The 14809-nt window shown below is 62.8% G+C and carries 15 protein-coding genes; 7 read left to right on the forward strand and 8 right to left on the reverse strand.

Annotated elements, in window-relative coordinates:
- The first annotated feature begins 19 nt into the window (after positions 1-19).
- The 5 genes from CIC07_RS18185 to CIC07_RS18205 are packed head-to-tail and all read left to right on the forward strand — an operon-like array spanning position 20 to position 5965.
- Positions 20-1174 (forward strand): YheC/YheD family endospore coat-associated protein, encoded by a 1155-nt coding sequence (locus CIC07_RS18185; RefSeq protein WP_076354054.1) that lies wholly within the window; start codon positions 20-22, stop codon positions 1172-1174.
- Positions 1175-1233: 59 nt separating this feature from the next.
- Positions 1234-2604: a YheC/YheD family endospore coat-associated protein gene (locus tag CIC07_RS18190; RefSeq protein WP_076354052.1), complete on the forward strand. Its 1371-nt coding sequence runs from the start codon at positions 1234-1236 to the stop codon at positions 2602-2604.
- Entirely contained in the window at positions 2604-3764 is a 1161-nt protein-coding gene (locus tag CIC07_RS18195; protein WP_076354050.1) for a YheC/YheD family endospore coat-associated protein, read from the forward strand. The genes CIC07_RS18190 and CIC07_RS18195 overlap by 1 nt, the downstream gene beginning before the upstream one ends.
- 4 nt (positions 3765-3768) lie before the next feature.
- Positions 3769-4461, forward strand: coding sequence for a GNAT family N-acetyltransferase (locus CIC07_RS18200; RefSeq protein ID WP_076354048.1), 693 nt, complete (start codon positions 3769-3771; stop codon positions 4459-4461).
- Entirely contained in the window at positions 4418-5965 is a 1548-nt protein-coding gene (locus CIC07_RS18205) for a YheC/YheD family endospore coat-associated protein (protein ID WP_083687877.1), read from the forward strand. The genes CIC07_RS18200 and CIC07_RS18205 overlap by 44 nt, the downstream gene beginning before the upstream one ends.
- A gap of 135 nt (positions 5966-6100) precedes the next feature.
- On the opposite strand, the gene CIC07_RS18210 is transcribed toward CIC07_RS18205, so the two are convergent.
- From CIC07_RS18210 to CIC07_RS18220, 3 genes are all read right to left on the reverse strand, one after another.
- Positions 6101-6793, reverse strand: coding sequence for an HAD family hydrolase (locus CIC07_RS18210; RefSeq protein ID WP_076354044.1), 693 nt, complete (start codon positions 6791-6793; stop codon positions 6101-6103).
- Between the two features lie 61 nt (positions 6794-6854).
- Entirely contained in the window at positions 6855-7979 is a 1125-nt protein-coding gene (locus CIC07_RS18215) for a phosphodiester glycosidase family protein (protein ID WP_076354042.1), read from the reverse strand.
- Positions 7980-8081: 102 nt separating this feature from the next.
- The gene (locus CIC07_RS18220) at positions 8082-9062 is read right to left on the reverse strand and encodes a DMT family transporter (RefSeq protein WP_076354040.1); all 981 of its coding nucleotides are present in this window, start codon (positions 9060-9062) and stop codon (positions 8082-8084) included.
- Positions 9063-9196: 134 nt separating this feature from the next.
- Between CIC07_RS18220 and CIC07_RS25215 the strand changes: the two genes are divergently transcribed.
- Positions 9197-9490, forward strand: coding sequence for a hypothetical protein (locus CIC07_RS25215; RefSeq protein WP_076354038.1), 294 nt, complete (start codon positions 9197-9199; stop codon positions 9488-9490).
- Between the two features lie 94 nt (positions 9491-9584).
- On the opposite strand, the gene CIC07_RS18230 is transcribed toward CIC07_RS25215, so the two are convergent.
- The 5 genes from CIC07_RS18230 to CIC07_RS18250 all read right to left on the reverse strand — a co-directional run bounded on the left by CIC07_RS18230 (position 9585) and on the right by CIC07_RS18250 (position 13726).
- Entirely contained in the window at positions 9585-10154 is a 570-nt protein-coding gene (locus CIC07_RS18230) for a manganese catalase family protein (RefSeq protein WP_076354036.1), read from the reverse strand.
- Between the two features lie 213 nt (positions 10155-10367).
- On the reverse strand, positions 10368-10643 hold the full coding sequence (locus tag CIC07_RS18235) for a spore coat protein CotJB (RefSeq protein ID WP_076354034.1): 276 nt from the start codon (positions 10641-10643) through the stop codon (positions 10368-10370).
- Between the two features lie 9 nt (positions 10644-10652).
- Positions 10653-10868 (reverse strand): spore coat associated protein CotJA, encoded by a 216-nt coding sequence (locus CIC07_RS25490; protein ID WP_076356782.1) that lies wholly within the window; start codon positions 10866-10868, stop codon positions 10653-10655.
- Between the two features lie 577 nt (positions 10869-11445).
- Positions 11446-13320 carry a transglycosylase domain-containing protein gene (locus CIC07_RS18245; protein WP_159442424.1) on the reverse strand — a complete coding sequence of 625 codons (1875 nt, stop codon included), beginning with the start codon at positions 13318-13320 and terminating at the stop codon, positions 11446-11448.
- A complete protein-coding gene (locus tag CIC07_RS18250; RefSeq protein ID WP_076354030.1) occupies positions 13295-13726 on the reverse strand; it encodes a hypothetical protein in 432 nt (143 codons plus the stop codon). The genes CIC07_RS18245 and CIC07_RS18250 overlap by 26 nt, the downstream gene beginning before the upstream one ends.
- Before the next feature lie 279 nt (positions 13727-14005).
- Between CIC07_RS18250 and CIC07_RS18255 the strand changes: the two genes are divergently transcribed.
- Positions 14006-14728 (forward strand): YwaF family protein, encoded by a 723-nt coding sequence (locus tag CIC07_RS18255; protein WP_076354028.1) that lies wholly within the window; start codon positions 14006-14008, stop codon positions 14726-14728.
- Positions 14729-14809: the final 81 nt, after the last annotated feature.

Below are 14809 nucleotides of genomic sequence, written 5' to 3' on the forward strand. Positions count from 1 at the left end.
AATAAAGGGGGCGGTCCATATGAGAGGCAACCGAAGCAGCGTCGGCGTCCTGGTATCGGATATCCATGAAGGAGAGGACGGCCGGGAGCAGCGCAGGACGTTTCCGGAAGACAGCTTTCTCGCCGCCCTCAGCAGCCGGGCCGAAGAGCTCGGAGTGGATCTGTACGTGTTCACTCCGGGAGGCCTGGATCCGGACAGCGGCATTCTTACGGGCTATGTAAGGGAGAGCTGCGGCTGGTCCGAAAGGGAGGTCCCTTGGCCTGCCGTCATCTACGACCGCTGCGGCCCTCTCGTCGCCGGCCGCATCCGCCCCTATAGAAATACATTGAGCCGGCTCGCTGCCCTGCAGCCCCATGTCGTCCTGAACGGCTGGCTGCCCGGCAAATCCGCCCAGTACGATGCTCTGCGCCGCAGCGGCGCCGAGCTCGCCGAGCTCGTGCCTCCAAGCCGGCCGCTGGCCGGCAGGCAGGCGCTGTGCGAGACAGCCGAGAGCTACGGATCCCTCTTCCTCAAGCCGGACGGAGGCATGCAAGGCCGCGGCGTCATCAGCGCGGCTCCCGCAGCCGAAGGCGGCTGGCTCGTCCGAGGCCGGGACGGCGGCAGCCGCCCCTTCCGCAGCCTCCAGCCGGATCTGGATGCGGCCGCAGCGCTGATCTGCCGGCTGGCCGGCCGCACCCGCTACGTCGTCCAGCCCTGCCTGCCGCTCTGCGACCGCCTAGGCCGGCCCTTCGACATCCGCGCTCTCGTCCAGAAGGACGGCCGCGGCGAATGGCGGCTGACGGGAACGGCGATGCGCCGGGGAAGGCCCGGAGGCGTCGCCTCCAACCTCCACGGAGGAGGCGAAGCGATTCCGGCCCGTGACGGTCTGTCCATGCAGCTCGGGCCTGCTGCCGCAGACGCGGTCGCAGCCCGCATCGACAGGCTGGCGCTGGCGGCGGCCGAAGCGGCGGAAAGCTCTTTCGGCCGCTTCGCCGAGCTTGGCCTCGACTTCGGCGTCGAGCCGGACGGAAGGCTGTGGCTGCTGGAGATGAACTCCAGGCCGGGGCGCGAAGCCTTTTCCGGCTTCGCCGGCGGAACCGCCCGCACGGCGGTGGAACGGCCGCTGCTCTATGCCCGGCTCCTGTGCGGAGGACCGAGTCCTACGCCCGCAGGAAGCAGCCTCGTCCGCAATTGAACCATCATCCATTGACATAGATCCGCTATCCTAGCGACAGAACGCCCAGGAGGTTCCTCATGAGTCTTACTTTATGCAATGTGCATTTCTCCGGCAAGAACGACCGGGTGGTCTATGTGTCGGGACCGTTGTACCGGTCGCTGAAGCTGTCCGGAAAAAAGAAGCTGTCGATCAAGCTGGGAAGGGAAACGGTGACGGCCTCGGTGAAGTCCGTCAAGGGGGAAGGCAACCATGTATACCTCGGCTCCGCCATCCGCCAGCATATCCGCGTTCCGAAGTCCGGCAACGTGTTCATGCTGCACGCGAACGAAGACGAGGTCCAATTCGGGCCGCTCGTCGGCATCCTGAGCGACGGCTATGTGTCCTCCACCTCGCCGTTCGGCACCCGCACCGGCTTCATCAAGGAACTGATCCGCATCGGAGACAAGAAAGCCTACTTCTTCGGGTTCGCCCCGCGCGACATCAACTGGCAGCAGGAGACGGTGAACGGCTACTTCCTGAACTCCGACGGCAGCTGGTACCGCAAGACCGTGCCTCTCCCGGATGTCGTCTACAACCGCCTGCCGAGCCGCAAGGCCGAGACCGGCACCTATATTTCCACGCTCCGCGAACGCTTCGTGCGCAAGGGAATCCCCTTCTTCAACTGGAGCTTCTTCAATAAATCCGATGTCTACAAGCTGCTCGACAAGGATGTCGAGGCGCTCCGCCATCTGCCGGAGTCGGTATCCGCTCCGACGGAGGAGAAGATCAAGGAGCTGCTGAGCAAGCACAGCTTCGTCTACTTCAAGCCATCCGGCGGCAGCCTCGGAGCCGGCATCTACCGCCTCACCTACCAGCCGAAAAAGGGTTATTTCGCCCGCTACCGCAGCGGCGGCAAAAACGTGCTGCTTCGATTCGGCACCTTCCAGGGCCTCATGAAGACGCTGCATGCCCGCATCGGCAGCTCCTTCAGCGGTTATGTGGTGCAGCAGGGCATCCGGCTCGTGGAAATCGACGCCTGCCCGATCGACTTCCGCTTCCACATGCACAAGAACGGCCGCAACGAATGGGTGACCGCCGGCATCGGCGCCAAAAAAGCGGGACGCGGCAGCGTCACGACGCATATCAAGAACGGCGGCTCCCTGATGACGCCGGCAAACGCCCTCTCGCGCGCATTCGGCGGCGAGACGAGCGAAGTGCTCGAGAAAGCGAAAAAAGTGGCCGTGAAGATGTCGGAGGCGATCGAGCGCAACTATCCTCACCGCCTAGGCGAGCTCGGTCTGGATATCGGCATCGACAAGGACGGCGACGTCTGGATGTTCGAGGCCAACGCCAAGCCCGGACGGTCCATTTTCAAGCATCCCGCCCTGAAGACGGAAGGCCGCGCCTCTCTGGAATATATTCTGGAGCATTGCCTGTACCTGAGCCGCTTCCGGGGGAGGGACAGCTGATGGAGCTCGAGCAATTTCCCGGCTATCCTCCTGCCGACCTGGCTTCCAAGCGGCCGGTTCTGGCTATCCTGACGATGTCGGACCGCCTGCTCGGGTTCAGAGGCAATCGCGAAAACTTCGCCGACGTGGCCAAAACCGGACGCGATATGGGCTTCACCGTCTATGTCCTGACCTGCAAATGCCTGAATTTCACCGATCCGATGCTGAGCGGCTACGGCTTGAACGACAAGACGGGGGAATGGGTCAAGGGCCGCTTTCCCTTCCCCGACCTCGTCTACAACCGGATTCCCCAGCGCGAGGACGAAATGCGGCCGAAGGTGCAGCAAAAGCTCCGGATGTGCCAGCAGCATCCCCGGATCAAGGGCGTCTTCAACCCTTCCTTCTTCAACAAATGGGAGCTGTTCGAGTGGCTGAAGAAATCCCAGGCGACGAAGCGCTATATTCCGTCCACCCGCAAAATGGTTTCGGTCACCGGCCTCGGCCGGATGATCAGCAAGCATCCCTATCTCTACCTGAAGCCGGTGAGCGGCAAGGCGGGCAAGGGAATCATGACCATCCGGGTGATGGAAGGCAAGACGCTGCCTTACCGGCTGCGCATCCAGCAAAAGAAAAAAAGCAGCACGTATAATTGCGCGACGATAAGCAAGCTGTGGTCGCGTATTCTAAGAGAGAGCGGCGGCGTGTCGTACATCGCTCAGCAGGGCATCGATCTCGCGCTCTATCAGGAGCGCCGGTTCGACCTCCGCGCGCTCGTGCAGAAAAACGGAAGCGGCCAATGGGCCGTCTCCGGCATCGGCGCCCGCCTCGCGGGCTCCCGCAGCATTACGACCCATGTCCCCCGCGGAGGCAGCATCGAGGATCCGGAGAAGCTGCTCCAGCATGCTTTCGGCACCCAGGAAGCCCGCGAGCTCATGAGCAAGGCAAGGAGCGCCTGCGTGCAGCTGGCCCGCCAGATCGAGACGGCCAGCGGACAAAGCCATGGCGAAATGTCGATGGATCTCGGCGTCGACGCGGAAGGCGGCCTGTGGTTTTTCGAGGCCAACGCCAAACCGATGAAGTTCGACGAGCCCCACATCCGCAAAAAATCGCTCGAGCGCATATTCCAATACGGATCGTACCTGATGCGCTCGCCGAAACAGGGGAAGGCTGGAGGCGCATAAACAGATGAACGTACAGCTGCTCACATCGGCGCAATGGAGCCGGCACCGGGACCGGTTGATTCGGCTCATCAAGTCTTGGGGCAGCGGCAGGCTGACCGGAGCGGGACTCGCCGCGCTGGAAGCGTTGCAGCCGGCCGATCTCGAGCCGAGGCAGCTTGGCGGCGGCCGGTCCGCGCCGGCGGCCGCGATCGCCGTGGTCACGACGGAGGACGGCAAAACGGCGGGCGCCGCTTTCGCCCGCGAGGCGGGCCTGGAGGCCTGCCTTGTCGCCGTTGCTCCTCCCCTGCGCGGGCGCGGAGCCGGCAGCCTGCTCCTGAAGGTGCTGCAGGAGCGCTGGGGGCATCTCTCCTGCAGAGTCGCCGCGGACAATACCGCGAGCATGAAAATGTGCTTCCGTGCCGGCTTTGCGGCGACATCCCTGCAGGACGGCCCCACCGGCAAAGCGACGCTCGTGTTCCAAAGCGTCGCTTCGCCGGTTGCCGCAGCGGAAGCCGCCGCCGCTCTCGCGGCCGATGCTCCTTCCGCGGCCAGGCGCGGAAGCTCAGCCTCCCCGCGGCTTCGAAGCGGCACGGCCGGTTCCCGGCCGGCTTCGCCGCTTATCCAACATCCGGGGGGAACAAGCCGACCGCCGGACGCATCAAGGAGAGATGACAGTGGCCCGACCCGTACTCGGCATTTTAACGTTATACCTCAATGACCAGAAGCAGCTCGAGGAGAGGCCCATCTACCAGCGGATGATCGTCGCGGGCAAGCGCCTCGGCATGGACGTGATGGTGTTCACCCCGGCGGATGTCGATTATGAAGGAAACCGGATAAACGCCATGTACTACGACCCTTCGACGAAAATATGGTCGCGGCGCTGGTCCGCCTTTCCGCATCTCATCTTCGACCGCTGCCGCATCCAGAATTCGCCCCGGTTCGAGCAGCTGAAGAAATTCCGCTCCCGCTACGGGCATCTCGGATTTCTGAACCGTCCGCTGAGGAACAAATGGACGATCTACAAAACGCTTCAGTCGCAGCCGCGCTTCCAGAACAAGCAGCCCCAGACGCTGCTGTACGTCTCCCACCGGGATCTGACCGACATGCTGAAAAAGCATCCGCTCGTCTTCCTGAAGCCGATCAACGGCACAGGCGGGCGCGGCATCCTGCGAATCGAAAGGCTTGGGGGCGGCATGTATTCCATCCAGGGACGCGACCAGGCGCGGAAGATCATCCGGCCCCAGAAAGTCGGCGCAAGCGGTCTGCAGAGCCGTCTGAGCTCCTGGAGCCTCGGCGGAGGACGTTATATCGTCCAGCAGGGCATCCAGCTGAAGCTTCCGAGCGGACGCGTCCATGACTACCGCATGCTCGTGCAGAAAAACGGACGCGGCGAATGGGAGCCGACCGGCTGCGCGGGTCGGATCGGAGCGGCCGGCAGCATCACCTCCAACCTGCACGGGGGCGGCAAGGCGGCGAAAATGGAAGAGCTGCTGGATTCCTGGATCGACGAAGGGCTGCAGGCATCCGAGGTCAGGCTCGAGGCCGAGCAGTTCTCGATCGAGGTGGCGGAATACCTGGAAAGGCAGTACGGCAGGCTGTGCGAGCTCGCGCTCGACCTGGCGATCGACCGGCAGGGCGGCATCTGGCTGCTGGAGGTCAATCCCAAGCCGGCGCGCGAAGTGTTCAAGCAGAGCGGAGATGGGGATACCTATGACCGGGCGATCGTCAAGCCCCTTGAATACGCCCTGTACCTCTATAACCGCAGGGCGCAGCGCAAGTCGGGCGGCCGCACGACCGGCAGCCGGCTCAAGGACAGCAGGCCCGGCGGTTCCGGCAAGGCCGGCAAGCGGGGCAGCGGCGACCGGACGAAGGAAAGCCGGCCGGCTGAGCAGCGGAAAGGCCGTTCGGAAAAAGCTCCCGCCGAAAGCGGCAAGGCCGGCAGCCTTTCGGTCCGGAAGAAGCCTTCGGCAAAGGAAAGCTCCGGCAAAACCATTCAGCCGCGCGTCCGGGTTCCCGGCGGGTTCCTGAGGCGCGGCCCCATCCTGCCCGGCAAGCCTCTGGCCGCCGATCGGCCGGTGGTCCGGTCCGTCCAACGGCTTCCGGAGCTTGAAGAAGACTTGACGCCCGCAAGCCAGGCGCCGGAGCTCGAACCGTCCTCCGGAGCGCCGGACGAGACGGAGTATCCGGGTTCTATGTCTTCCGAAGGTCCGGCTGAGTCATAGGCTTTCATGCAAAAAGGAATCGGACACGGGAAAACCGTGCTCGACTCCTTTTTTTGATGCGGCTTCTGTGCCTGCCTCGTTGAATGGAAACGAAAAAAAGCGGCATCCCGATGGGCTGCCGCCGACAGGAGCCGCTCAAGCTTGAGGGAGCAGCTCCAGCAGCTCGGCGAAGCCGGCGATGCGCACGTCGCTGCCGTCCAGCTCGCCGCTGTCGCCGAAGCCTGCGTAGGCGCAGCCCACGACGGCGAGACCGTTGCCGGCTCCCGCCTGCACGTCGGAGGAGCGGTCGCCGACCATCCAGGCGCTGCCGATGCCGTTCTCTTCCAGCAGCAGGCGCACGAGATCCGTCTTGGAAGCCGTTCCCCGGCCGCCGGCGCTGTACAGTCCGTCGAACAGCCCGCCGAGACGCTTATGCAGCACGATGCCCTCCACATAATCCTGGAGACCGTTGCTGGCGACGAACAGCCGGACGCCCTGCCGCTTCAGCTCCGCCAGCGTCTCCGGCACGCCTTCGTACAACAGTCCGTCTCCGGCCGACAGGCCTTCCAGCTCGTATTGAAGCATCAGCACATCCGCGCGCCGCCTCGCCGCCTCGGAGGCATCCGGCATCAGCTTGCGCCATATGTCCTCCAGCAGCATGCCCAGACAGCCGAGCAGCGCCTCGACGGGCGGTTCGGGCTGCGTATACAAGCCTTCGTCGCGGAGGGCGCCGAACAGCCTTCCGTGCACGAGCCGCAGCAGCGTCTCCGTCTGGAACAGCGTGCCGTCCATATCGAAAATGACCGCCTCGGGCCTATGCAGCTTGTTGATGCCGATATCCTTCGCCATGCTCCCACCCTTTGCCTGATTGATTGCCATCATCATACGGGAAGCACCCGCAATAGGCAACCTACCATTTGGAGGCGTCGATGTCTCCCGGCTTCAGCCCTTGCCATACATTGGGAATGCTGGCCGCATCGGGATCGTCGAACACGAGGAACGCGGTCGGCAAATACCGTTCGCCGTGCTGGGAAGACGGATTGTTGACAATCTCTCCGCCGTTCACCAGTACGGTGGACGAGCCGCCGTCGAGATTGGCCGCAATGACCGCGCCGCGATCCAGCAAAATCTTCTGCACGTCGTACAGATCAGCGCCGATGCTGTAGCCCGGCTGGCGGCCGTCGATGACGACGAACAGGATCGATCCGTCCGCCTTCTGGCCCATCGCGGTGCGGGGAGCGATGCCCCAGCCGTCGGCATGGTTTTTGACGAGCCCCTTGCCGTTCACGATGATGCGCGGCTGGAACGTGACGCCTTCCTGAATGCCCAGGTCCTCCAGCTGCTTCAGCGTGTAATGCCCGGCGATCATCTTGCCGCTCTTGTCGAGGCCGACGATCTGGGTGCTCTTGGATTTGTCGAGATCCTGGTAGAGCACCTTGCCGCGGGAAATGACGACGCCGATCGGCTGGAAGCCGTTGCCCTTCCAGTTCGGGTCCGCGAAGCCGCCGGCGTTGACTCCCGCGATCGCTCCGTAGCGCTTCACCATGCTCGTGACCTTTTCCCCCTTGCCCTTGGCGGCAGGAATGCCGAGCCTGATCTTGGTCGGATCGCTGACCGTCATTACGAAGCCCTTGTAGGATTTGCCGGATATCGGCTCGACGGAGACCAGCTCCTTCGGCTTGTCGGAAGCCGTCGACGAACCGGCCGGCCGCACGATCTCATGATGATCGGCCTCCTGGCCCATCTTGTCGAAGGACTGCTGGTAAGCGGCGACGCGCTTGTCCAGCTCCTCCTGGCCGATGAGATATTTGGCCCAGATGCGATGCTGCGTCGTAATCAGCGTATCCGCCGCCAGATAACGGTATTCGTTTCCGCTGGGAGTATAGAACAGCCATGCGGCCAAACCACCGGCTGCGACGATTCCGGCCGCGCCCAACATCAGGCACAGGCGGAACAGACTTGCGAAAAATCCCCGTTTCTTGCGGCTCCGCTTCTTGCGGGCCTGCGTGCGGGGAGCTAATTGAGCCAACGTCATCCCTCTCTCCACCATCATAGTCAACGACTCAGACGAAGGGAGCGGGATGAAAGTTTCAGGAATAAATGGAAGCCGCGCCGCTGCTGCCGGGCAGGCTCCCCTCTACCCCTCCTTGGCTTCGGCTCTATCCGTGCGGAAGGAGCCGCTTCGCGGGCGGGAGGCGTAGCTGTGCAGAACCATTCCGGCCATGACGACGCCCATTCCGATCCAGGAGACCGGAGAAGGATAGGCGCTTCCGAGCAGCAGCATCTCCCCTCCCGCCGCGAACAGCACCTCCAGGGATTGGGTGGCCTCGACGGAAGCCATCTTCTCCGTGCTGCCTCGGGCCAGATCGGTGGCGTGGAAAAAGAGCACCGTAGCCGCCACTCCGGCAAACACGGCGATGAGCAGCGACTGAAGCAGCTGGCCGCCGGACGGCGGTCCATCCATCGTCCAGCCGAGAGCGGCCAGCAGCAGCCAAAAAGGCAGGCTGGCAATCGTCATTCCCAACACGCGCTGGTAGGCGTCCAGCCGGCCTCCGCACAGCTCCATCATCTTGCGGTTGCCGAGCGGATAGGCAAAGGAGGCCGCGGCGACGGCCATGACCCCCAGCCATGCTTCTCCGCCGTGCAGCGGGCTCGCATATCCGATCTGCATCAGCGCTACGCCCGCAAGGATGATCAGCGACAATGCCAATCCTCTCAGCGGAAGCTTCTGGCGCCTTCTGCGGGCTCCTTCCGCAGTCATGACCGTCTCGTAGAAGAAAGGAACCAGCAACGATCCCGATACGATCGTGATCTGCCACACCCCGGCCGTCAGCCAGCCGGGACTGTAGGCGGCCGCAAAGCAGATCGGGGCGTAGAACAGCCCGAAGCCGACAAAGCTCCACAGCAGCCAGCTGCTTGGTCTGAGCCTCATCTCGCGGAACAGGGGACGCAGCCTGCCTCTCGCGCCAACGAGAAGCAGAAGCAGCGGAACCATGAAGAAATAACGGAGCGATGCGCTCCAGAGCCAGCTGCCCCCCGCAAGCTCCATCCCGCGGTTGAGCACGAACGTGACCGCGAACAATAATGCCGATGCGGCGCCGAGCGCGATAGGACGCATGACGGCTCTCCTCCCTATTTGAACAACTCGATAGCCTACTGTCATTAAACCGCTTTTGGGCCGAGTAGGCCAGTGTCCGTTCCGCCCGTGCCGGCATAGGCTATAGCATCCTTAATCCATCGGAGGCATGCCGCATGTCATTTGTACCCGCAGGTCCCGGCTACCCGCCTTATCCGTATCCCTATCCTTATCCATACCCCTATCCGCCCTATCCGGACGTTGTTCCTCTCCCCATTCCGTTCCCGATCGGCGGGTTCGGTCCCGGATTCGGACCCGGATTCGGACCCGGGTTCGGTCCCGGCTTCGGTCCCGGATTCCACGGCCCGGGCTTCGGTCCCGGATTCCACGGCCCGGGCTTCGGCCCCGGCTTCCACGGCGGCGGCTTCCATGGCGGCGGACACCGTCCCCCTTCCATTTTCGACCGCTGATGCCGTCCAAACCAAAAACGCCGGGGGCTTCCCCGGCGCTTTTTTTCCTATGTTCCTGTACATTCTTCTCGGATTCCGATATGTCGCGTTTCGTTCAGTACATCTTCTTTTGTCCCATGTCCGCCTTGATGATTTCCACGGATTCCTTGAACCTCATCGCATGGACGATTTCCCGTTCGCGAAGGAACTTCAAGCTGTCCTGCAGATCGACGTCGTCCGTATAATCGATCAGCCATTGATAGGTGGCGCGGGCTTTTTCCTCTGCCGCGATATCCTCGTACAGATTCGTAAGCGGATCTCCCTTGGCCGCGATGTAAGTCGCCGTCCAAGGAACCCCGGCGGCGTTCTCGTAGAACAAGTCCCCGCCATGATTGACGAAATCGGCCCCCAGCCCCGCCGCTCTCAGCTGGTCGGGCGTCGCGTCCTTGGTGAGCTTGTAGATCATCGTCGCGATCATTTCCAGATGGGCGAATTCCTCCGTGCCGATATCGTTCAGGACTCCGATGACCTTATCGGGAATCGTATAGCGCTGGTTCAGGTAGCGCAGCGCCGCCGCCAGCTCCCCGTCCGCTCCCCCGTACTGCTCCGTCAGGAATTTCGCCATCATGGGATCGCATTTGCTTACTCGAACCGGGTACTGAAGCTTCTTTTCATAGAGCCACATTTTACCACCCCGCTTTCCCTCAAATGGGCAGACGCCGCTGCCTTCTCCCGCTCCGCTTCATGCCCGGCTGTCCATTCAGCCGGCGGCGACAGGGAGTGCCTTGGCGGCTCCTCCTTCTTCACCGCTGATGCGCATCCGCTGCACCTGCGCTGACAGCCCGCACCGGCTCTCTTGTCTGCTTGCCGCATTTCCGACCCCGCCGAACACATGCGGTCATACCTGCCACGGCCATGGAGTCTCGCTCCACTGCCATGGATACCGGGAGTAGCTGTTGCCGAAGTTCACGAGCGGGCCGAACTGCATTTCGAACTGCTGGGCGCAAGCCTGCCGCTTCTGGGCCAGCTGGTTGAACTGCTGGATCGCCTGCATGTCTCCCGGATGGGTGTTGAGATACAGATTCAGCTCCACAAGCGCGAAATCCAGCGTCTGGAGCTCCTTCAGCTGGACATAGTAGGCTTCCGTGTCAAACGCCTGCTTCTCCTCGCTCATAAGTCCCGGTCAGCTCCTTCCGCATCTGGATTCGTAAGGACTGTAGAGCGCCGGCCACAGCGTGCCCAGCCGAAGCGCTTCCTCGAGCGGATACTGGGGCAGCCCCATCGGCTGATAGGGAATATACTGGTTGGGAGGAATGACATACGTCTTCACCTGAATGGGCGGACAAGGGTCGAACGGGCCATGGAACGGGAACCACTCCCGGTAGCCGGCTCCGGGCACGCCCGGAGGAGGAATTTCTCCGCCTTGATAGCCTGCCGGCTGGACGGCGCCGTATCCCTGGGCTTGATTGCCGCCTTGATAGCCTGCCGGCTGAACGGCGCCGTACCCTGCTTGAGCTTGATTGCCGCCGTATCCGCCCTGAGCTCCGTAGCCTCCCTGGACAGGAGCCTGGAACTCGGGCTCATTGCGATAAGTTCCGGGAGAAAAGCCTTGATTCCCGATGACGCCGCCGTATGGACCCGGTGCAGCGCCGTACGAAGCCGGAGCCCCCGCTCCCTGCCTGCCTGCCTGCATGTTCATGCCATCATCCCTTCTGACTGACCTGGGCGCGTCGGCTCGTCAAGCCGGGACATTCGGCGCCCTGCTGTTATGCTCGTTTAAAAGGTATGTAGGATGGCTTTTCCAACTTGCCATCTTTTTAAAAACCTCGCCGTCCGGCTTGAAGGGCAGGGCGGCTCCTACGCGCCGCCTCGCATGGACTTCCCGTCCTTCGGACCCGCTCGTTGCCCGCTCCTCGAGCTCGGCGTCCCGATCCGGCGCTTGCCGGGCAAGCATATCCGGTACGGGGCGGCGATCGTCATCTTCCCGCAGCTGGAGGGCCATCGACAACGCGGGCTATAGCCGCGAACAAACGGGCCGCATCGACTCCGGATGCCGCCATATGCTCCTCTCCGGCTTTGTCCAAGCCCATCCATACGGATGCGGTATAACGGGCCGTATACCCGACGAACCAGGCATCCCGGCTCGATCCCGGAGGACCGCCTTCCAGCTGGGTCGTACCGGTCTTGCCGGCCACTCCCGGACCCAAGCCCGCCTTCCTGCCGGTTCCTTCCTGAGCGGCGCCTTGCAGCATCGAGGTCATGGCGGCCGCCGTTTGCGCCGACATCGCCCTCTTGCCGGCCGGCTGGAAGGCGTAGACGATGTTGCCGTGCCGATCCGCGATGCTGCGGATGAGATGCGCTTCCTCAAAGCTTCCTCCAGCCGCGAACGCCCGGTAGGCCTGGGCCATCTCGACCGGCGTGACTCCGGAAGACAGGCCTCCCAGCGCAATCGCCAGATGCCGGTCTTCCTTCCGGAGCCGGATTCCGAGTCCAGACGCGAAATTCACCGAGGCATTCAGGCCGATCTGCTGAAGAAGCCATACGGCGGGAGCATTGACCGAATTCTGGACGGCCTGCCGCATCGAGATGCTCCCTCTGTACACCCCTCCCGGATTTCTCGGCGCATAGCTGCCGTAACGGGCTTTGCGGTCCTCCAGCATGGAATCCGGCGCATACAAGCCCGTCTCCAGCGCCGGCCCGTATACGGAGATCGGCTTGAATGCCGAGCCGGGCTGGCGGCGGGCGAAAGCCCGGTTGAAGCCGCCCGGAGTCGCGCCGCTCCCCCCTGCGAAGGCCATGATTTCCGCGGTGCCGTTGTCCAGTACAACGGCAGCGGCTTGAACCGGCCGGCCGAAAGAGCTCTTGGGAAAACCGGCATCCAGCGAGGACAGGTTCTCAAGGCCGGCCTGCAAGCCGGCATCCAGTCCGATGGCGACCGTATATCCCCCGCCGAGCAGCTCTTCCTCGGTCAGCGAAGCTCTCTCCTCCGCCTCCCGGAAGACGACCTCCGCGAGAGAAGCGCTCGCCGTCTTTTTCGGAGCTGCCGGCGCCGTGTAATCGACGGCGCCTGCCGCCTCCATTTGCCGCTGCGTAATATATCCTTGCTCGCGCATGAGCCGCAGGACGACCTGGCGCCGCTCCTTGCTGCGCTCCGGATAGTCGATCGGATTGTACAGCGCCGGTCCCTTCGGCATGGCGGCAAGCGTCGCGATCTGCCACAGCTCCAGGCTCTCCAGCCTGGACACGCCGAAATAGCGCTCGGCCGCCGCCTTCACGCCGTACAGCTGCTTCCCCATATAGACCCGGCCCAAATACTGGCGCAGCAGCTCTTCTTTGGAATACCGCCGTTCCAAGGACAGCGCGGCGGCCATTTCGAGAGCTTTGCGCAGCAAGCTCTTCTCATTGGACAGGTAGGCCGTCCTGGCGAGCTGCTGCGTGATGCTGCTGCCTCCCTCGACGATCCGGCCGCTGGAGACATTGGCTGCCGCGGCTCTGAGCAAGGCGCGAAAGTCAACGCCTCCATGCGAATAGAACCTTTTGTCCTCCGTCGCCACGAAGGCCTCCTTCAACAGGGAAGGAAGCTGCCGCTCCAGCTCTCCTCCACGATATCCGTACTGCGGGCTCGTCAGCACGCCCAGCTGCTTGCCCTGGCGATCGATCAGAAGCGAGGGCGCGACCGGCTCGCCAAGGGCGCGCGCACCGTCCGTGACGACGTCTCCCGCCCAATGCAGCGCTGCGATTCCGAGCATGCATAAGGCTGCCGCAAGCGCCGCCGCATCGAACCAGAAGCGGCTTTGCCCCAAGGGAAGGCGGCTCCACAGCTTCTTAAGATCTCCTTTCATCCGGCGCATCGGACGAGTCCGCCCTTTCTCCATTCCTCCGCTCCCAACGCTGCATGCGCCACCGAATGTCGGCCAGCTGCTTCTCCGCTTCAAGCAGGGAGCTCCTCAGCAGCGCCTCTTCCGGCAGCCTCTCCGCAGCCGGCAGGCAGGCTTCGTATTCTTCCCGCAGCTTGCCGGAGCGCCAATGGAAAAAGCATAGGAACAGAGCGGCGCACGCCATCAGCAGCGCAGGTTTGGCGCCGACATGGTTGACGATCCAGGCAGCCGACCGGGCCGGCAGGCTCTCTCCTGCCATCCCGCTTGGCCGGGTCATGAATCTCAGCAGACGCAGCAGCAAGTATCCGCACGCTCCGCTGAGAATGGCCGATGAAACGCATGCGAGATAGAACTTTCTTCGGATAGCTTCAAATGGCATGCCGCAATCCCTCCCTATGATTACGACCTTAACAAGAAGATCTTAATAATCGCGGGAGATGCGGCTTAGGAAATTCTTAACTTTCCGGCACGAGATAAATATTCACGCGCGAGAAGAATCTCCAGCATCGTTCCGAAGCAGCCCGGGTATCCCGGGATCCTTTCCCTGCCGGGAAAAGGGCTTCGAAATTTCATTCCGTGCCGGAAAAAGGGCCCGAGTCCCGCAGCTTGCGGGGCTGTGCTACAATGGTGGGAAAAAATTCAAAAATGGGGGTTCCTCATGTTCGGAACGGATGTGGAAGCGAGATTCGCGCCTTTCGGGGTCGCCCATCTGGCCAGCCTGCTGCTCATTGCCGCCGTCGTGCTGGCCGTCTATCTGCTTCGCCGCAAGCTCGCCCTCAGGCCGGCTCCCGGACGCTTCATCCTGGCGGCGCTTCTGGCGGCATGCGAGATTCTGCTCAATGTCTGGTATGTACGGGGAGATGTATACCGCCCTTCCTCCACGCTGCCGCTCGAGCTGTGCAGCATCTCCTTGTACCTGTCCGTCCCCATGCTGCTGCTGCGCAGCCGCTTTCTGTTCGGCATCGTCTACTTCACGGCGATCGGCGGCGCCCTCCAGGCACTGGCCACGCCTGTGCTCGCATACGATTACCCGCATTTCCGTTTCCTCGAGTTTTTCATCGCGCACGGCCTGCTGATCGTCTCCGCCCTCTACATGGTCTGGGTGGAAGGATTCCGGCCGACGCTGCGCTCCGTCTTCACCGCCTGGACAGCCGTCAATGTCATCGCCGCCTTCGTTTATGCCGTCGACAGGCTGACGGGAGCCAACTACATGTTCCTGGCACGCAAGCCTCCGTCCTCCTCCTTGCTGGATGTTCTCGGTCCTTATCCTTGGTACATCCTTTCGCTCGAGCTGGTCGCGCTGCTGCTCTTTTTCCTGCTGTATCTTCCCTTCGCCCGCTTCAAACGCACGGAGGACAGGAAGCAGCCGGCCGCCTCCTGATCTTGAATGGGAAGCCTGCATCCCTTTCCGCAACCACCCGCATTCGCGTTTAAAATAAAACAAGCTGCTCCGGTTCCATAC

The sequence above is a fragment of the Paenibacillus sp. RUD330 genome (genome assembly GCF_002243345.2).
Taxonomy (GTDB): Bacteria; Bacillota; Bacilli; order Paenibacillales; family Paenibacillaceae; genus Paenibacillus_O.